Here is a 17,851-nt window from a genome sequence, read left to right on the forward strand (position 1 = left end):
TAGCCAATGAACACACCTTTTGTCGTACCGGGTAACCCGGACTCTGCCTGCCAGCCACCTTCTACGAAGGACTTCCTGGTTGATCGCACCTTCCGTGCGCTTGCGCGGATAGGTGTAGTTCTGGTGCTGGCGTTGGTGTTTGCCCTGGTGTTTGAAGTCGGGCGCAAAGCCCTTCCAGGCATGGAAAAGCACGGTTTTGACGTGATTTTCGGAAGCGTCTGGGACGTCAACCAAGGCAAGTACGGCATTCTGCCGGCCATCTGGGGCACGCTTTACAGTGCCTTCATCGCGTTACTGATCGCAGGTGTTTTCGGCGTCAGCATGGCGATTTTCCTTACCCAAGATTTTTTGCCGGCGAAGCTGGCGGCGGTGTTTCGCACCATCGTCGAACTGCTCGCGGCCATTCCCAGCGTCGTTTATGGCCTGTGGGGCATTTACGTGGTGATTCCGGCGATCCGGCCTTTGACCGCTTGGTTGAACACCGAACTCGGCTGGATCCCTTTTTTCGGCACCTCCTTGAGCGGTCCGGGGCTGCTCCCGGCCGCGCTGGTGTTGGCGATCATGATTCTGCCGACCATCGCTGCCGTGTCCCAGGACGCCCTCACCGCCGTGCCGATGAAAACCAAGCAAGCGGCCTACGGTATGGGCACCACTCACTGGGAAGCGATTCTCAAGGTGATGGTGCCGTCCGCCGCTACCGGCATCTTCGGTTCCCTGGTGCTGGGCCTGGGCCGCGCACTCGGTGAAACCATGGCCCTGGCCATGCTGGTGGGCAATGCCAACAACATCTCTCTGTCGCTGTTCGCACCGGCCAATACCCTGGCGGCCTTGCTGGCGCTGAACTTCCCGGAAGCCGGGCCGAACGAGATCGAGGTGCTGATGTACGCCGCACTGGTGCTGATGTTGATCACGCTGATCGTCAACATCTTCGGCTCCATGATCATGATGTACGCCCAACGGGGTAATAAGTGATGACTGATCTCACTGCTGCAACCGACCTGACGTCCCCCGCAGGCGCGATGCCCAGCCTGCAGCGCCGGTTCGAAGGCCGCGCCCTGCGCAGCCTGGTATTGACCACCCTGGTCTGGACAGGCGCGCTACTGGCCAGCGTGCCGCTGATTTCCGTGCTGTACATGCTGATCATGCGCGGCGGCGCGCGCCTGAGCCTTGAAGTGTTCACCGAGCTGCCGCCGACTGGTTTCGAGACTGGCGGTGGTTTCGGCAACGCGATGGCCGGTACCTTCGTGATGGTCGGCATCGCCGCTGCCATCGCCGTGCCGGTCGGCATCATGGCGGCGATCTTCCTCGCTGAACTGGGCCCAGACAGCAAGCTGGCGAACGCCGCGCGTTTTGCCGCGAAGATGCTCACCGGCCTGCCTTCCATCCTGGCCGGTGTATTCGCCTACGCCTTGGTGGTCATGACCACCGGCACCTACTCGGCTCCGGCCGGTGGTGTGGCACTGGCGGTACTGATGCTGCCGATCGTGGTCCTGACCGCTGAAGAATCGATGCGCATGGTGCCCAAGATCATGAAGGACGCCGCCTACGGCATGGGCTGCACCCGCTCCCAGGTGATCTGGAAAATCGTCCTGCCCACCGGCCTGCCGGCAATCCTCACCGGCGTGATGCTTGCCGTGGCTCGCGCCGCAGGCGAAACCGCGCCGCTGTTGTTTACCGCACTGTTCAGCAACTACTGGATCTACCACGACGGCAGCCTGGCGGTGATGAACCCGACGGCCTCGCTGGCCGTGCTGATTTACAACTTCTCCGGCATGCCCTTCGACAACCAGCTTGAACTCGCCTGGGCGGCGTCGCTGGTACTGGTAATGATCGTGCTGGTCGTGAATATCGTGAGCCGTATTTTCGGCAAGCCAAAGTATTGAAAACGGGAGCATCTGAATCTTGAACGTCTCAACTGCGCAAATAGCCGCTCCGTTTGTCACCCAGGCGCCTGTGGTCATGGACTGCAAGCTGGATAAGATCTTCTACGGCAACTTCCTGGCCGTACGTGACAGCCATGTGCCGATCGAAAAGAACAAGATCACTGGCTTCATCGGTCCTTCCGGCTGCGGCAAAAGTACCGTGTTGCGTAGCCTCAACCGCATGAACGACCTGGTCAAAGGTTTCCGCTTTGAGGGCCACGTGCACTTCCTCGGGCAGGACGTCTACGGCAAGGGCGTGGATCCAGTGGTCGTGCGCCGCTATATCGGCATGGTGTTCCAGCAGCCGAACCCGTTCTCGATGAGCATCTTCGACAACGTCGCTTTCGGCCTGCGCCTGAACCGCTACAAAGGCGACCTGGGTGACCGCGTCAAACACGCCCTGCAAGGTGCGGCGTTGTGGGATGAGGTCAAGGACAAACTCAAGGTCAGCGGCCTGTCGCTGTCCGGTGGTCAGCAGCAACGCCTGTGTATCGCCCGTGCCATCGCCACCGAGCCAGAAGTGCTGTTGCTCGATGAGCCCTGCTCGGCACTCGACCCGATTGCCACGCGCCGTGTCGAGGAGTTGATGGTTGAGCTGAAGAAGGACTACACCATTGCCCTGGTGACCCACAACATGCAGCAAGCCATTCGTGTGGCTGACACCACGGCGTTTTTCTCGGTGGATATTTCCCAAGGCACGCGTACCGGCTATCTGGTTGAGATGGGCCCTACGGAGCAGATTTTCCAGAACCCGCGCGAGCAAATGACCGGTGACTACATCACCGGTAAGTTCAGCTGAACCCTGCGCGAGCTCGGACGCTCGCGCATTTTCACCTGTTTATAGGAATGCCAATGCCAGCAACACGACGCCTTGATTTGCCCGCGATTGAACGTGCACTGCGTGAGGTACAGCAGCGCTTTGCCGAGCTCAGTCGGGACTTTACCGAGCCGCGCGATCCGTTGACTGACGAAGTGCTGCATAACGTGCTTGAAGGCTATGCGCTGATTGACGACTACGTGGCGCGGGGCGTCGACCTGTTTGACCTTCAGCAACTGAACCTGATGCTGGAGATCAACGCCACCGTACTCTGTGGCAGCGACCCGACCCGCCGACTGGAATACGCCCAGCACCTGGCGGCGACCGAAGAACACTTCTTCAACAACGTCGAGGGCGGCATCAAGGACTTGTACAACTGGTACTGCGCGTACCGCAGTGAGTCGGTCTGGAAGCGTGCAGCCGGGGTGTACGTACGCATCCTCAGCAAGCCGCAGTTGTTCATCGAAGGCAACAACCGCAGCGGCTCGCTGATTGTCAGCTATTTGCTGATGCGTGCAGGGTTGCCGCCGTTCGTGCTGTCGCTGGAGAACGCCGAAGGCTACTTCAACCCCTCATCAGTCATCCGCAACTCAGCCAAACATGGCGTCAAGGCGTTGTACGAATTGCCCAAGATCAAGAAAAAATACGCAGCCTTCCTCGAAGAACAGGCACCGGATCCAATGAAGTTTTTTCTTAAAGACCAGGCCGTGCCCGTCGCCCAAGGGGGCCATTGATGAGCGATTCTCTCCTGTTCGCCAGGGCAGGGCAGGCCCTCCAGCGCCTTCTCCCGATGCAACTGCTTAAGCGCCCGCGCATCCGCATTTCGTTCGACATAGACGACACCCTGGCCTGCCAGCTCCACCACTGCGACGTCGAGCCGAGCCGGCTGCCGGCCTGCGTGCACCGTTGGCTGGGTGAACCGCTGCGAATCGGCACGCGCTCCCTGACCCGCGAACTACGCCGCCAGGGCTGCAGCATCTGGGTCTATACCTCGTCCGGTCGCACGCCGTCCTATATCCGACGGTGGCTGATGCTGTACGGCATCCGCGTCGACGGCGTGGTCAACAGCGTGCTGCATAACCAGGCGCTGACGGCGCACGGGCTGTCGAATTCACCGTCGAAATTCCCTCCGGCCTTCGACATCGACCTGCATGTGGATGACTCCGAAGGTGTGCGCAGTGAAGGCCATGACCACGGTTTTCGCGTGGTGGTGGTGGACCCTCAGGACGAGCACTGGGCGCAGCGGGTGTTGGAGGCCGTCGCGCAGGTTCAAGCGCAACTCGCCCGTCAGCAACCCCTCAGGCACGCACCAACAACACAGAGCGCGCGCAGGTTTTTTCTGCCTGAGGCGCTCTGAAAATCCTAGGGTTGGCCCGCCTCAACGCATATGCAAAATAATCGGACTGCTGCTCGCAGGGTCCGTATGCCCACGCAGTTTACCCACCGCCTTGGCGTCCACCGCGCCACCCTGATTACCCCAAGTACCGCGCACATACGTCAGCACGTCGGCGATTTCCTGATCAGACAACTGTTCACGAAACGCCGGCATGCGATACGCATCCGGCACGCCAGCGGCGACCACGCGTTGTGCGCCATTGAGGGTGATGTTGATCGCTGACGCCGTCTCCTTGACCAGCGCCGAGGTGGCGCCGGCCAGGGGCGGCATCCACTCGGGCTGGCCTTTGCCATCAGCGCCGTGGCACGAGGCACAGCGGGTTGCGTAGGTGTGGGCGCCGGGTGCGTCCGGGCGCGCGTCGGCGGTCACGTACTGCCAGGGCGTGCCGTCGCGCTGCGGGTCGCCGGGCAGCGACTTGAGGTAGCGGGCGATGGCCGCCAGGTCGTCGTCGGCCATGAACTGGGTGGAGTTGTTGAACGCTTCGGTCATCGAGCCGTAGACCACCGCGTGCTGGTTGCGGCCGGTCTTGAGGAACTGCACGATCTCAGGCTCGCTCCAGCGGCCCAAACCGCTATTGGGGTCCTGGCGCAAGCTGGGGGCGTACCAGCCATCGAGCAGGGCGCCAGCGAGAAACGGCTTGCCGGAGTCATCCAGGGCCTTTTCGTTGAAGGCCAGACCACGCGGCGTGTGACAACTGCCGCAGTGGCCAGGCCCTTGGACGATGTAGGCGCCGCGATTCCACAGCGCGTCCTGGTTGGGGTTGGCGGCGTAGGTGGCCGTGGGGGCGAACAGGCCGTTCCACAGTGCGATGGGCCAGCGCATATTCAGCGGCCAGGGAATATCGCTGGGGATATTCGGCTGGTTGGCCGGTTGCACGCCTTTCATGAAAAACGCGTACATCGCCTGTATATCGTCGTCGCTAAGCTTGGCATACGACGGGTAGGGCATGGCCGGGTACAACCGTCGGCCGCCCGGTGCCACGCCGTGGCGTACCGCTCGGTCGAAGTCGGCGAGGCTGTAAGTGCCGATCCCGTGGGTACGGTCCGGGGTGATGTTGGTGGCGTGAATTGCACCCAGCGGCGTGGCCATTTCCAGGCCACCGGCGAACGGTGCCTTGTCGGGCAGGCTGTGGCAGGCCACGCAGTCGCTGAGGCGGGCGACGTACTCGCCGCGACTAACCAGGGCCGGGTCGAAACTGGCGGCATGTGCCGGTTCAAACGGTGTGGCCGGTTGGCGGGTGACATACCAGGCCATCAGGCCGGCGGCGATGACGCAGGGCAGCGCGAGCCAGCCTACGGTTCTTGCGAATCGACGGTTGTTCATGGGCGGTCTCGCTCGGTTAGCTGAAGGTGTGTCGGCTTAATGGCAGGCTGCGAACACGCTGGCCGGTCAATTGCGCCACCGCGTTGACCACGGCCGGCGCCACAGCGGGGAGCGGAGGCTCACCGATGCCGCCCATCTTTTCACCACTCTCGATGATCTTTACGTGCACCTGCGCCATGCGTGACGGCGGCAGGATCGGGTAAAGGTCGTAATTGCGCGCCCGTGGCTTGCCGTCCACGTACACCGCTTCCTCCAGCAAAGTCTGCGATAAGCCCAGGGCTACCGCGCCGTTGACCTGTGCTTCGACAATCGCCGGGTTGACGATGCTGCCAGGGTCGATGGCTTCCCAGATGTGGTGAACCTTGACCTGGCCGTGTTCAATCGACACCTCGGCGATCACCGCCGCGTGAGAACCGAACGGCGAGGCCATGGCCACGCCACGCGCTCGTCGTGTGCCGTCTTCGGCGGTGTAAGGGCCACGCTTCCAGCCGCCGGACAACTCGGCCACCGCTTTGAGCAAGGTCGTCAACCGTGGGTTGTCCCGCAGCAAATGCAGGCGCAAGTCATACGGGTCGCGTTTGCCTTGGTCCGCCAGTTCATCGAGGAACGCTTCGTAGAAGAAGTCATTGAGCGAGTTACCCACCGACCGCCAGTAGCCGAGCATGGCCGGGCCTTTGACATAGATCTGCGCGATGCGTTTGTTGGGGATGGCGTAGCTCTTGCCGGTTAGGCCTTCGAGGGCCGTGGGGTCGAGTTTTTCGCCCTGTTTGCCGGCGATGGCTTCGCTGGGGCCTTCGGTGGCGCTGACGGCTTCGATGGCAACGGGCAGGCCGTCGGCATCCAGCGCGGCGCGGAACTTGACCACCGCAACCGGGCGCAGTACATCGCGCAGGAACTCTTCTTCACGGCTCCAGATCAGCTTGACCGGACGGCCCACCGCCTTGGCCAGCGCAATGGCCTGCGGGTAAGGGCTGGCCGAGTCATAGAGGAAATGCCGGCCAAAAAAACCGCCCAGTAGCGGTGAGTGCAGATTGATTTGTGCAGGCGCCAGGCCGGTGCGCTTGGCGATGTCAGCGCGGAACATGTCCGGCGCCTGGTTGGGCAGCCAGATGTCCAGGGAACCGTCGGGGTTGAAACGCGCCAGGGCTGAAGGCGGCTCCAACTGGGCGTGATTGACGTACTGGTTGTGGTAGGTGGCCTCGATCTGGGTCTTGGCGTTTTTCAGTGCGCCGGCCACATCGCCTTCGTTTTCATCGTCACGGGCCGGGCCTTGCTGGGTGGCGAGGAAATCGCGGAAGCCATCGCTGGAAAAGTCGGCGGGCATCGCACGGACTTTGGCGTCAGCGGCCGCTTCCAACCAGTCGACCTGGATGGCTTCTACCGCGCGCTTGGCATGCCACCAGCGTTCGGCGACGACCGCCACTGCGCCAGGCAGTTGATGCACCGAGTGCACGCCTGGCATGGCTTCGACCTGCGCCTGGTTACGCAGGCTGCCCACGGTCATGCCCAGGCGCGGCGCATGTTGCACGGCGGCGTGGAGCATGTCGTCGACTTTCAGGTCGATGCTGTACAGCGCCTTGCCGGTGGATTTGTCGTAGGCGTCCACACGCTTGACCGGTTTACCTATCCAGCGGAATTGACTCGGGTCGCGCAGGGTAATGCTCGCGGCATCAGGCACCGGCATGTCCAGGGCGCGGCTGGCCAACTCGCCATAGCCCAGGGAACGACCGGACGCAGCGTGAACCACGCGGCCGGGTTGAGTGGTCAATTGGGCCGCTGGTACACCGAGCTGCTCGGCGCCGGCCTGCAGCAGCATGGCGCGGGCGAGGGCGCCCAGGCGACGCATGGTCGGATAGCTCATGCGCACCGACATGCTGCCGCCGGTGATGCGCATACCGTTGTCCATCACCACATAAGCCTCACCGGGCGGCGCGGCTTCAACGATGAACGTGGCCGGGTCGGCGTCGAGTTCTTCGCCGACAATCTGCGCCATGGCGGTGTGGGTGCCCTGACCGCCTTCCATAAAGGGGCTGAGCAGGCGAACAGTGCCGTCCGGGCGAATCTCCAGAAAGGCCGGCACTTGGGTGCCACGTTCTGTCGTCGCGCCGGTGGCAGCCTGCACCCGGCCCGAGCCGAGCGGCAGGCCGAAACCGATGACCAGCGCCCCCACGGCCGTACTGGCCAGGAAGCGTCGGCGGGACAGGTTGACCGGCTCGTCCAGGGAGAGGCCGGGGATGAGTCCTGGCATATTCATCAGGCAGTCTCCTTCCCGGCGGCCAGGTCGTACATGGCGGTATGGATGGCGTTGTAGGTACCGCAGCGGCACAGGTTGACCATCGCTGCGTCGATCTGCTCTTTGGTGGGAGCGGGGGTGTGCTTGAGCAGCGCGGTGGCTGCCATCACTTGTCCGGACTGGCAGTAACCGCACTGCGCTACCTGGTGCTCGACCCAGGCACTCACGACACGTTTGCCCACGTCATCGGCTTCGATGGCTTCGATGGTGGTGATCTCGCGGCCAACGACCCCGGCTACCGGGGTGACGCACGAACGCACTACATTGCCGTCCACCAGCACCGAGCAGGCGCCGCATTGGGCCAGGCCGCAGCCGTATTTGGTACCGGTCATGCCCAGATTGTCGCGGATTACCCACAGCAATGGCGTGTCGGCTTCGGCCTCGACCTGATAGGCCTTTTGGTTGATACGTAATTCCATGGCTGGCTCACCTGCTGATCATCGGTTGGTGGTGCTGATTTCTTATAGGAGTGGTGCGACGAGAAGTCGCCCATCGTCGAACTCTAGACCACCGCGCAAGGGGTATCTATCTGCTGGCCGCCATATTCAGAGGATCAGGCAAGGATTCAACAGGATTGGGTGACTGACAGCGTTGGAGCCCGGTGGTGGAGTCTGGCCTTTGCGTGGTGATCAGGCTTTCTGTCATGAACAGGTTTCTGTGATGGACGGTCTTTTTGTGGTCGTTAGGGTTTCTGTGGTGCGCGGTCTTTTTGTGGTTGTGAGGTTTTCTGTGGTGCACGGTCTTTTTGTGGTTGTGAGGTTTTCTGTGGTGCACGGTCTTTTTGTGGTTGTGAGATTTTCTGTGGTGCACGGTTTTTTTGTGGTGAGCGGGCTTGCCCCGCGCTGGGCTGCGGAGCAGCCCCAAAACTGCCACCGAGATTTACCGGAAGAAATGCGGTGTTCTTGATGGGGCCGCTTCGCAGCCCAGCGCGGGGCAAGCCCACTCGCCACAGGACACCGGTTCACCACGACAAATCCACTCACCATAGACAGCCTGTTCACCAGGCATAACAACCCATATTTACCGTGGTTGGCATGACCACTGTGATGATCAGGTTTTCTGTGGTGCACAGTCTTTTTGTGGTTGTGAGGTTTTCTGTGGTGCGCGGTCTTTTTGTGGTGAGCGGGCTTGCCCCGCGCTGGGCTGCGGAGCAGCCCCAAAACTGCCACCGAGATTTACCGGAAGAAATGCGGTGTTCTTGATGGGGCTGCTTCGCAGCCCAGCGCGGGGCAAGCCCGCTCACCACAGGACATCCGTTCACCACAACAATCCACCAACCACGGGACATCCGTTCACCACAACAAATCCATTCACCCCATAACATCCATTCACCACAAAAAATCCGCTCACCCCAACAGCAAGAGCACCCCATATCTATCGCTATTCAGGCCCACCCCTCACGCACTGCATTGCGAATCCCTTCCAGCAACATGGCAAATGCCGGGTTGTCGTTGTTTTCACGCCAGATCAGGTGCAATTCGCTCTGCGCGCCTTCGCCCAGGTCGATGTCGCGGAACACCACGTTCTTGAACACTACGCTGCTGGCGCAACGAGGTACCAGGGCCAGGCCCATGCCGGCGTTGACCAGCGCGAGGATGGTCAGGGACGAGCCGAGCCACTGCACATAATCTGGCGCGACGCGGGCCGAGCGCAGCAGGCCGGTGAGCAGTTCGTTGAAGGGCGGGTAGGCGGCGTGGGCGTACATGAGGAAGGGTTGGGCGTCGAGGTCGTGCACGCTGACCGTCTCGGCGTTGGCCAGGCGATGGCTGCTCGGCACCGCCAGCACGAAGGGCTCGCGCACCAGGCATTCGGTGGCGTAGCCCGGTTCCAGCAGGGGCGCGCGGACGATGCCCAGGTCGATGCGTCGGGCGCGCAGGGCTTCGTATTGTTGGTAGGTGTTCATCTCGGCCAGGTCGATCTTGACGTGAGGCTGCTTGAGACGCGCTTCGGCGATCACCTTGGGCAGAAACTCATACACCGCGCTGCCGACGAAGCTGATATTGACCGTGCCGATATCGCCCTCGGCAAACCGTCGCGCGGTCACGGCCGCTTGCTGGGCAAGCTCCAGCAGGTTCTGGGCTTCGATGAAAAACGCGCGGCCGGCAGCGGTGAGCGCGACGCTGCGGGTGGTGCGGGTAAACAGCTCTACGCCCAAGTGGTGTTCGAGCAATTGGATCTGCCGGCTCAGCGGCGGCTGAGTCATGTTCAGCCGTTCCGCAGCGCGGCGGAAATTCAGCTCAGTGGCTACGGTGGTGAAGCAGCGCAGTTGCGTCAGCTCGAACATTGATCTAATCCCGGTATCAATCGGATGCCAAGTTAGATTAGACGGGAACAATTCACGGCGTCCATCATTGATCTGCCCCTAAAAAAACAATGAATGGGAGTTGCCCGTGGAAACCCTCCAGAATCCGCCAGACCCGACCGTGCTTGCTCGCGCGGCCGCCAAGGTCAAGCGTCATGTACTGCCGCTGTTCGTGGTGATGTTCATCGTCAATTACATCGACCGGGTCAATATCGGCTTTGTGCGCAGCCATATGGAGACCGACCTGGGCATTGGTGCGGCGGCCTATGGTTTGGGCGCCGGGTTGTTTTTCATCGGTTACGCGATCTTCGAGGTGCCGTCCAACCTGCTCTTGCAGCGCTACGGCGCGCGGGCCTGGTTGACGCGCATCATGTTCACCTGGGGCGCGGCGGCGATGGCCATGGCCTTTGTTCAGGGCGAAACCAGTTTCTACATCCTGCGCTTTATCCTCGGCGCCGCCGAAGCCGGGTTTTTCCCGGGGATCATCTACTACTTCACTCAATGGCTGCCGGCCGCCGAGCGTGGCAAGGCGATGGCGATTTTCCTCAGTGGCTCGGCGATCGCCTCGGTCATCTCCGGGCCGGTGTCGGGGGCACTGCTCAACGTCAGCGGCCTGAGCCTGCATGGTTGGCAGTGGATGTTCCTGATCGAAGGCTTTGCCTCCATCGTGCTCTGCGGGTTCGTGTGGTTCTGGTTGCAGTCCCATCCCCATCAGGCCACGTGGCTCAGCGACGACGAAAAACACGCGTTGGCCGCTGCCATTGCGCTGGAGCAGCAAGCCCGTGAGGCGAGCCAGAGCGTGCGGCCGTCGATGTTCAAATTGCTTGCCGACAAACAGATCGCACTGTTCTGTTTCATCTACTTCTCCATCGCCCTGACCATCTACGGCGCCACGTTCTGGCTGCCGAGCATGATCAAGAAAATGGGCAACCTGGGAGACTTCCAGGTTGGTCTGTTCAACTCCATTCCCTGGTTGATTTCCATCGTCGCGATGTACGGTTTTGCGTCGTTGGCCAGCAAGTGGAAGCACCAACAGGCGTGGGTGTCACTGATGCTGGTGATAGCCGCATTCGGCATGTTCATGTCCACCACCGGCGGGCCGGTGTTTGCCTTTGTCGCCATCTGTTTTGCCGCGATCGGCTTCAAGGCCGCCTCGGCGTTGTTCTGGCCGATTCCCCAGGGTTACCTGGATGCGCGCATCGCCGCGGCGGTGATCGCCTTGATCAATTCGGTCGGCAACCTGGGCGGCTTTGTTGCGCCCACCACTTTCGGCTTGCTGGAGCAGACCACCGGCTCCATCGAGGGCGGCCTGTATGGCTTGGCGGCCACCTCGCTGGTGGCGGCGGTGGTGGTGTTTTTTGCCCGCACCGCGCCTCGGGGCACTGTGCCGCCTGCGTCCAAATCGTCCACCCATCCTCACGCCTTGCGTTCCGGTCCACAGGGAGCCGCCTCTTGAAAATTGTCCGCGTTACCGTCACCCCGATTGCCTTCCGTGACCCGCCATTGCTCAACGCCAGTGGTATTCACGAACCCTTCGCGCTGCGCTCGATCATCGAGATCGAGAGCGACACCGGCTACATCGGCCTGGGCGAGAGCTACGGCGATGCCCCGGCGTTGGCGATCCAGCAGCAGGTACAGTCACAGTTGATCGGGCTCGACCCCTTCAACCTCAACCAATTGCGCGCCATCGTGCAGGCCACCGTCGCCGCCCATAAACCGGCGAGCCTGGCCGGCGCCGAACTGGCACCGGGCTCCCACGCCAGCAAGGCGGTGAGCAATGCCTATTCGGCATTCGAAGTGGCGTTTCTTGATTTGCAGGCGCACTCACTGAACGTGCCATTGGTGGACCTGCTCGGCGGCGCGATCCGTGACCAGATCCCGTTCAGCGCGTACCTGTTTTTCAAATACGCCAAGCACATTGATTCGCCGTATAAACCCGACAGCTGGGGCGAAGCGCTGAACGAGGAACAGATCGTCGCCCAGGCCCGGCGCATGATCGACACCTACGGCTTCAAAAGCATCAAGCTCAAGGCCGGTGCGCTGCAACCCGAGCACGAGGTGTCATGCATCAAGGCCCTGAAACGGGCCTTCCCCGGCGTGCCGCTGCGCATTGACCCGAACGGCAACTGGTCCCTGGAAACCTCGATCCGCATGGCCGAGTTGCTCGGCGATGACTTGCAATATTACGAAGACCCGACCCCCGGCCTGGACGGCATGGCCGAGCTGCACAAACGCACCGGCTTGCCCCTGGCGACCAATATGGTGGTCACCGACTTTGACGAGTTTCGCCGCAGCGTGGCGCTTAACAGTGTGCAGATCGTACTTGCCGACCACCACTACTGGGGCGGCCTGCGCGACACCCAGGCGCTGGCGAAGATGTGCCAGACCTTCGGCCTGGGCGTGTCGATGCACTCCAATTCGCACTTGGGCATCAGCCTGATGGCCATGGCCCACGTGGCCGCGTCGGTGCCCAACCTCGACTACGCCTGCGACACCCATTACCCGTGGCAAGAGCCGGATGAGGAGGTGATCAAGGGCGGCAAGCTGCCGATTGTCGACGGCTGCGTAAAAATCACCCGCGCACCGGGGCTGGGCCTGGAGCTGGACCATGACCAATTGGGCAAGCTGCATGATCAATACCTTACCTGTGGCATCCGCCAGCGCGACGACGTGAAACAGATGCAGCGCTATCAACCGGAGTGGAAAACCGTCAAACCGCGTTATTGAAGCTGGTCGCTTCGTTTTGCCCGGTGGTGCGCCACCGGGCCTTTTTTTTCGCGGGACGCTGTGCCGCGCTATGTATTCAAGCTGATACGTGAATGCGTAGCTATATCAAATGAGATTTCTTATCAATTAAATTCACTTTGGTTTTTTTATCCCTTAGACTCAGCCCCGCTGGCGTTTGGCTACCTTCAGCCCGCCACAAAAAACAATAACGAAGGGTGCTAGGGGAGCGGGGCGTGAATTTCAAAAAGAACACAATTGCGTTGGCGGTCGGGTCGGTTTGCCTGGCTTCAGGGGCTTGGGCTGCCGAACCCAACACGATGGAAATCGCGCCGATTACGGTGAGTGGCGAGAAAATCAACCGCTCCCTTGAGCAGACCCAATCCAGCGTTGTGGTCGTGACCGAACAACAACTGCGGGACAAGGCCGATCACAGTCTGGTCGATGTGTTCGCGCGCACGCCGGGTGTGTACAGCCAGGCCGGTAACGAAAACTGGGGCATTCGCGGTGTGCCGGTGTCCGGATTCGATGACCAGGGCCCCGCGACCCTCAATGGCGCCGTTTCGGTGTATGTCGATGGTGCCGTGCAACCCAATCGCACCCTGACCCTGAGCCCTACCGGCTTGTGGGACGTGGAACAGGTAGAAGTCTTCCTCGGCCCGCAATCCACCACCCAGGGACGTAACTCCCTGGCCGGCGCCGTAGTAATCCAGACCCGCAACCCGACGTTCCAACCGACTTTTTCGGCGCAAACCAACGTGGGCAACTACGGAGAAAAAGGCGCAGCGGTGGCCGGTGGCGGCAGCATTGTCGATGACAAGATCGCAGGTCGCATCGCCTTGGATTATCAAGATGGCGATGGTTACATCGACAACATCGCCCTCGGCAAGGATGCCAACCCGCACCGCACGAGCAACGCGCGCGGCAAGCTGTTGATCCTGCCCAACGACGATCTCGACGTCTTGCTGACCTACGCCCATAACGAGCACCGCCAGGGTGACAACTCGGTCATCCGCACCCCGGACAAGGTGCGCTATTACAAGGTGTCATCCGATACCCAAGCGTTCGACAACCTCAACCAGGACACCGTCAGCGCCAAGGTCGACTACCGCCTCGATGAGCAATGGTCGCTGACCAGCCTGACCACCAACACCCGGTCCGACTACACCAACCGCCTGGACTTCGACCAGACTGCCGACGCCAATGAAGTCATCCGACGCAAGCAGGATGGCAACCTGTTCGGCCAGGAGCTGCGCCTCAACTACAGCTCGGACACGGTGAAAAGTTTCGTCGGCGCCTATTACGGCCACAACTCCAACAATTTCCACGACCGACTGCTGTTCGATGACGTATTGGCGGTCACGGTGAAAGGCGACACAGTCATCGAAAACAAGGCGCTGTTTGGTGAAGTCGACTGGACCTTCGCACCGCGCTGGACTCTGGTCACCGGCCTGCGCTACGACCACGAAACCAACGACACCGACATCAAGCAGGACGACCTGTCCGACGCGGCGAAGGTCAAAAAGTCGTTCGCGGCCGTGCTGCCAAAACTGGGCATCAACTACGAACTCGCCACCGGCCAGTACCTGGGCTTCATGGTGCAGAAAGGTTATCGCGGCGGTGGCGTGAACGTGCGCTCCGGCAGCGGTCACGAGGCATATGACCCGGAATACACCACCAACTATGAGCTGTCGTACCGCGGTTCATTTCTCGAAGACACCCTGCGTGCACGCGCCAACCTGTATTACACCGACTGGAAAGACCAGCAGGTCAGCGTGCGGCAAGCCAACAGCAATGTCATCAACGTGTACAACGCCGGTCGCAGCGATATCAAGGGCCTGGAAGTGTTCATCGAGAAAGACCTGAGCGAGCAACTGACCCTGACCCTTGGTGGCGCGATCACCGATGGCAAGTACAAGGACTTCATCGTCGGCAACGGCCAGGACCGCAGCGGCGAAGCGTTCTACTACTCGCCCAAGTACAAGGCTTCAGTGGGCGGCATCTATCGCCTCAACGAGCGCCTGACCTTCAACACCGACGTGACGTACCAGAGCAGCGCGCCTTCGGCGTACGAGTTCGATTCAGCGGGCAAGGTCAACGGCGAGCGCAGGAGCGACAACTACGTGTTGGCCAACTTCAGCAGCGAATTCAAAGTCACCAAGAACGTGGCTGTCTCGGGCTTCGTGAAAAACGCCTTCGACAAGCGCTACGTCACCAACAACCGCGATGACGAAATCATCGACGCCGGCGCGCCGCGCACCTTTGGCATGGCGCTGCGTTACGACCTGTAAGCTGCATTCCTGCGTGCCCCGGCGCTGCGGCGCCGGGTTCTGCGTTCAGGAAAAATCCTCCTCGAAATGCTCGTGCTCACCCCGCGCATCCCCTTGGCGACGCACCACCTCCATCTGCCGCAGCTCTACCCGCCGGATCTTGCCGGAAATGGTTTTGGGCAGTTCGCTGACAAATTCGATGCGCCGCACCCGTTTGTACGGGGCGAGGTGTTCGCGGGCAAACGCGAGGATGTGGCGTGCCAGCTCGGCGCTGCCGGGGGCGTCGTGGGCCAGGATCAGGAAGGCTTTGGGCACCGCCAGGCGCAGTGGGTCTGGGCTGGGCACTACGGCCACTTCCATCACCGCCGGGTGTTCGATCAGCGCACTTTCCAGTTCGAACGGGCTGATGCGGTAGTCGGAGGCCTTGAACACGTCATCGGCGCGACCGACGAAGGTGATGTAGCCGTCGCTGTCGATCTGCGCGGTATCGCCGGTGCGGTAGTAACCGTCACGCATCACTTCGGCGGTTTTTTCCGGGCTGTCCTCGTAGCACACCATTAAACCGAGAGGGCGTACATCCAGCGGCAGCGCGACTTCCCCTTTGTTGCCCGGTAGGCCGTCGGCGTCCAACAGCACGACACGATAGCCCGGCAGTGGACGGCCCATGGATCCTGGCTTGAGCACCTGGCCGGGGGTGTTGCCGACCAGGGCGGTGGTCTCCGATTGGCCGAAACCATCGCGCAGCGGCAAGCCCCAGGCCTGCTGGATTTGCTCGATGATTTCCGGGTTCAGGGGTTCGCCCGCACCCACCAATTCACGCAGATTCAGGCGCGCCTTGTGACTGGCCAGGTCTTCCTGGATCAGCATGCGCCACACGGTCGGCGGGGCGCACAGGCTGGTCACACGATATTGTTCCAGCGCTGTCAGCAAGGCCGGCGCGCTGAACCGCGCGACGTTATGGATGAAGATGCACGCGCCGGCATTCCACGGCGCGAACAGGCAGCTCCAGGCGTGCTTGGCCCAGCCTGGAGACGAGATATTCAGGTGCAGGTCGCCGGGCTGCAGGCCGATCCAGTACATCGTCGACAGGTGGCCCACCGGGTAGCTTTGGTGGCTGTGCAGCACCATCTTGGGTTTGGAGGTGGTGCCGGAAGTGAAGTACAGCAGCATGGGGTCGGTGGCCAGGGTGCGGCCTTCGGCTTCGAACTGCTCGGGGTATTCAAATGCGGCGTTGTGCGCGACCCAGCCGCTGGGCGCAGCTCCCACGCAGATGCGGCTACAGCCATCGCCCAGGCCGTCGAACTTGCCGACATGCGCCTCGCCGACCACCAGATGGCGAACCTGGCCACGCTCGATACGGTCGCGCAGATCATCCGGGTTGAGCAGGGCGGTGGCCGGGATCACCACTGCGCCGAGTTTGAATGCGGCGAGCATGGTGTCCCACAACGCCACATCGTTGCCGAGCATCAACAGCACTCGGTCGCCGCGTCGCACGCCGAGGGCACGCAGATGGTTGGCCACCTGGTTTGAGCGCGTCGCCAGTTGCTGGAAGCTGTAGCGCTGCTCGCTGCCGTCTTCTTCGACGATCCACAGCGCGTTGGCCGCATTGCCCTCGGCCATGGCATCGAAGTAGTCCAAGGCCCAGTTGAACGCATCCAGCTGCGGCCAGCGGAAGTCGCGAACGGCGGTGGCGTAATCGGTGCGATGGGCGAGCAGAAAATCCCGCGCGGCCAGGAAGGGATGCGTCATGGTCGGTGTCCTTGATTATTGTTGTAGGGACATTTCTGTGCTGCGGTGACCCACGGTTCAACCGAGAGGCTGAACCGAGTATAGGCACGCATAAATCCAGAGATGAACGCTCAAAAACACCGGTGTGTTGTGCAAAAAAGTCATGGGTGCAGGGGCTGGATTGACGATCAATACATAAAAGTCCAGTATGGAATTATAAGTACAAAAGCTCTTGCTGGATTTTTTCTTCTCTCTTGCCAAACCAACAACAACTTGCGAGATCCCCCATGAAGAAACGCTTGCTTATCACCGCCCTGGCCTTAATCGCTTCCAGCCACGTATGGGCCGCCGAGAAAACCCTGCGTATCGGCATCGAGGCGGCCTACCCGCCGTTTGCCTCCAAGACCCAGGAAGGCACCATCGTCGGCTTCGACTACGACATCGGCAACGCGCTGTGCGCGCAGATGAAGGTCAAGTGCGTGTGGGTTGAAGGTGAGTTCGATGGTCTGATTCCTTCCCTCAAGGTGAAGAAAATCGACATGGCCCTGTCGTCCATGACCATCAACGAAGACCGCAAGAAGTCAGTAGATTTCACCCACAAGTACTACTTCACCTCATCGCGTCTTGTGATGAAAGACGGCGCGGTGGTGGATGACCAGTACGCCAGCCTGAAGGGCAAGACCGTCGGTGTGCAGCGTGCGACCACCACCGACCGTTACGCCACCGAGGTATTTGAGCCCAAGGGCATTAACGTCAAGCGCTACAGCAATAACGAAGAGATCTACATGGACCTGGCGGCAGGGCGCCTGGATGCGATTTTTGCCGACACCATCCCCTTGAATGACTTCCTGCAAATGCCACGGGGCAAGGGCTACGCTTTTGTCGGGCCGGAGCTCAAGGACCCGAAATACGTAGGCGAAGGCGCGGGGATTGCGGTGCGCAAGGGCAACGAGACGCTGGTCAGCGAATTGAACACGGCCATCGACGGCATTCGTGCCAGTGGTGAGTACCAGAAGATTTCGCAGCAGTACTTCAAGGCTGACATTTACGGTGATTGATGCAGCGGGGCTGCTGCT

The 17,851-nt window shown here is 61.2% G+C and carries 15 protein-coding genes; 10 read left to right on the forward strand and 5 right to left on the reverse strand.

Annotated features, from left to right (window positions below; translation table 11 throughout):
• Positions 1-6: 6 nt before the first annotated feature.
• From pstC to AOA61_RS30400, 5 genes are all read left to right on the forward strand, one after another.
• The gene (gene pstC / locus AOA61_RS30380; protein WP_032885468.1) at positions 7-972 is read left to right on the forward strand and encodes a phosphate ABC transporter permease subunit PstC; all 966 of its coding nucleotides are present in this window, start codon (positions 7-9) and stop codon (positions 970-972) included.
• On the forward strand, positions 972-1,883 hold the full coding sequence (gene pstA / locus AOA61_RS30385; protein WP_032885467.1) for a phosphate ABC transporter permease PstA: 912 nt from the start codon (positions 972-974) through the stop codon (positions 1,881-1,883). The genes pstC and pstA overlap by 1 nt, the downstream gene beginning before the upstream one ends.
• 76 nt (positions 1,884-1,959) lie before the next feature.
• Complete coding sequence (gene pstB, locus AOA61_RS30390; protein WP_050442813.1) at positions 1,960-2,721, forward strand: phosphate ABC transporter ATP-binding protein PstB; 762 nt, start codon at positions 1,960-1,962, stop codon at positions 2,719-2,721.
• 53 nt (positions 2,722-2,774) lie between these two features.
• Positions 2,775-3,473 carry a hypothetical protein gene (locus AOA61_RS30395; protein WP_099603327.1) on the forward strand — a complete coding sequence of 233 codons (699 nt, stop codon included), beginning with the start codon at positions 2,775-2,777 and terminating at the stop codon, positions 3,471-3,473.
• The gene (locus AOA61_RS30400) at positions 3,473-4,096 is read left to right on the forward strand and encodes a hypothetical protein (RefSeq protein WP_099603328.1); all 624 of its coding nucleotides are present in this window, start codon (positions 3,473-3,475) and stop codon (positions 4,094-4,096) included. Before AOA61_RS30395 ends, AOA61_RS30400 begins: the two co-directional genes overlap by 1 nt.
• Positions 4,097-4,117: 21 nt before the next feature.
• Here the strand turns inward: AOA61_RS30400 and AOA61_RS30405 are convergent, their stop codons facing one another.
• Genes AOA61_RS30405 through AOA61_RS30415 form a run of 3 tightly spaced genes read right to left on the reverse strand, consistent with a single transcriptional unit; the run spans position 4,118 to position 8,170 of the window.
• Positions 4,118-5,458, reverse strand: a complete 1,341-nt coding sequence (locus AOA61_RS30405) for a cytochrome c (protein ID WP_099603329.1) — start codon at positions 5,456-5,458, stop codon at positions 4,118-4,120.
• A 16-nt stretch (positions 5,459-5,474) separates the two neighbouring features.
• On the reverse strand, positions 5,475-7,712 hold the full coding sequence (locus AOA61_RS30410; RefSeq protein WP_099603330.1) for a molybdopterin cofactor-binding domain-containing protein: 2,238 nt from the start codon (positions 7,710-7,712) through the stop codon (positions 5,475-5,477).
• Positions 7,712-8,170: a (2Fe-2S)-binding protein gene (locus tag AOA61_RS30415; protein ID WP_032885461.1), complete on the reverse strand. Its 459-nt coding sequence runs from the start codon at positions 8,168-8,170 to the stop codon at positions 7,712-7,714. The genes AOA61_RS30410 and AOA61_RS30415 overlap by 1 nt, the downstream gene beginning before the upstream one ends.
• A gap of 199 nt (positions 8,171-8,369) precedes the next feature.
• On the opposite strand from AOA61_RS30415, the gene AOA61_RS31020 reads away from it, so the two are divergent.
• Positions 8,370-8,657, forward strand: coding sequence for a hypothetical protein (locus AOA61_RS31020; protein ID WP_143521290.1), 288 nt, complete (start codon positions 8,370-8,372; stop codon positions 8,655-8,657).
• A 478-nt stretch (positions 8,658-9,135) separates the two neighbouring features.
• On the opposite strand, the gene AOA61_RS30420 is transcribed toward AOA61_RS31020, so the two are convergent.
• On the reverse strand, positions 9,136-10,035 hold the full coding sequence (locus AOA61_RS30420) for a LysR family transcriptional regulator (protein WP_032885460.1): 900 nt from the start codon (positions 10,033-10,035) through the stop codon (positions 9,136-9,138).
• A 106-nt stretch (positions 10,036-10,141) separates the two neighbouring features.
• Here AOA61_RS30420 and AOA61_RS30425 point away from each other — a divergent pair, with 106 nt between their 5' ends.
• The 3 genes from AOA61_RS30425 to AOA61_RS30435 all read left to right on the forward strand — a co-directional run bounded on the left by AOA61_RS30425 (position 10,142) and on the right by AOA61_RS30435 (position 15,068).
• Entirely contained in the window at positions 10,142-11,509 is a 1,368-nt protein-coding gene (locus tag AOA61_RS30425) for an MFS transporter (RefSeq protein WP_099603357.1), read from the forward strand.
• Positions 11,506-12,780, forward strand: coding sequence for a glucarate dehydratase family protein (locus AOA61_RS30430; RefSeq protein ID WP_099603331.1), 1,275 nt, complete (start codon positions 11,506-11,508; stop codon positions 12,778-12,780). The genes AOA61_RS30425 and AOA61_RS30430 overlap by 4 nt, the downstream gene beginning before the upstream one ends.
• A 233-nt stretch (positions 12,781-13,013) precedes the next feature.
• Positions 13,014-15,068 (forward strand): TonB-dependent receptor, encoded by a 2,055-nt coding sequence (locus AOA61_RS30435; protein ID WP_099603332.1) that lies wholly within the window; start codon positions 13,014-13,016, stop codon positions 15,066-15,068.
• A gap of 45 nt (positions 15,069-15,113) precedes the next feature.
• On the opposite strand, the gene AOA61_RS30440 is transcribed toward AOA61_RS30435, so the two are convergent.
• Positions 15,114-16,796, reverse strand: a complete 1,683-nt coding sequence (locus AOA61_RS30440) for an AMP-binding protein (protein ID WP_099603333.1) — start codon at positions 16,794-16,796, stop codon at positions 15,114-15,116.
• Positions 16,797-17,062: 266 nt separating this feature from the next.
• On the opposite strand from AOA61_RS30440, the gene AOA61_RS30445 reads away from it, so the two are divergent.
• Positions 17,063-17,833: an ABC transporter substrate-binding protein gene (locus AOA61_RS30445; protein WP_099603334.1), complete on the forward strand. Its 771-nt coding sequence runs from the start codon at positions 17,063-17,065 to the stop codon at positions 17,831-17,833.
• Positions 17,834-17,851: the final 18 nt, after the last annotated feature.

This window comes from Pseudomonas sp. 2995-1 (assembly GCF_002742505.1).
GTDB classification, from domain to species: Bacteria; Pseudomonadota; Gammaproteobacteria; order Pseudomonadales; family Pseudomonadaceae; genus Aquipseudomonas; species Aquipseudomonas sivasensis.

What these genes read in the sequence shown, in the direction of transcription:
- AOA61_RS30405 (WP_099603329.1), bottom strand. Translation starts at nt 5,458, where the DNA reads ATGAACAACCGTCGATTCGCAAGAACCGTAGGCTGGCTCGCGCTGCCC.
- pstA (WP_032885467.1), top strand. Translation starts at nt 972, where the DNA reads ATGACTGATCTCACTGCTGCAACCGACCTGACGTCCCCCGCAGGCGCG.
- AOA61_RS30420 (WP_032885460.1), bottom strand. Translation starts at nt 10,035, where the DNA reads ATGTTCGAGCTGACGCAACTGCGCTGCTTCACCACCGTAGCCACTGAG.
- AOA61_RS30440 (WP_099603333.1), bottom strand. Translation starts at nt 16,796, where the DNA reads ATGACGCATCCCTTCCTGGCCGCGCGGGATTTTCTGCTCGCCCATCGC.
- pstC (WP_032885468.1), top strand. Translation starts at nt 7, where the DNA reads ATGAACACACCTTTTGTCGTACCGGGTAACCCGGACTCTGCCTGCCAG.
- AOA61_RS30400 (WP_099603328.1), top strand. Translation starts at nt 3,473, where the DNA reads ATGAGCGATTCTCTCCTGTTCGCCAGGGCAGGGCAGGCCCTCCAGCGC.
- AOA61_RS30395 (WP_099603327.1), top strand. Translation starts at nt 2,775, where the DNA reads ATGCCAGCAACACGACGCCTTGATTTGCCCGCGATTGAACGTGCACTG.
- AOA61_RS30445 (WP_099603334.1), top strand. Translation starts at nt 17,063, where the DNA reads ATGAAGAAACGCTTGCTTATCACCGCCCTGGCCTTAATCGCTTCCAGC.
- AOA61_RS30415 (WP_032885461.1), bottom strand. Translation starts at nt 8,170, where the DNA reads ATGGAATTACGTATCAACCAAAAGGCCTATCAGGTCGAGGCCGAAGCC.
- AOA61_RS30410 (WP_099603330.1), bottom strand. Translation starts at nt 7,712, where the DNA reads ATGAATATGCCAGGACTCATCCCCGGCCTCTCCCTGGACGAGCCGGTC.
- pstB (WP_050442813.1), top strand. Translation starts at nt 1,960, where the DNA reads ATGGACTGCAAGCTGGATAAGATCTTCTACGGCAACTTCCTGGCCGTA.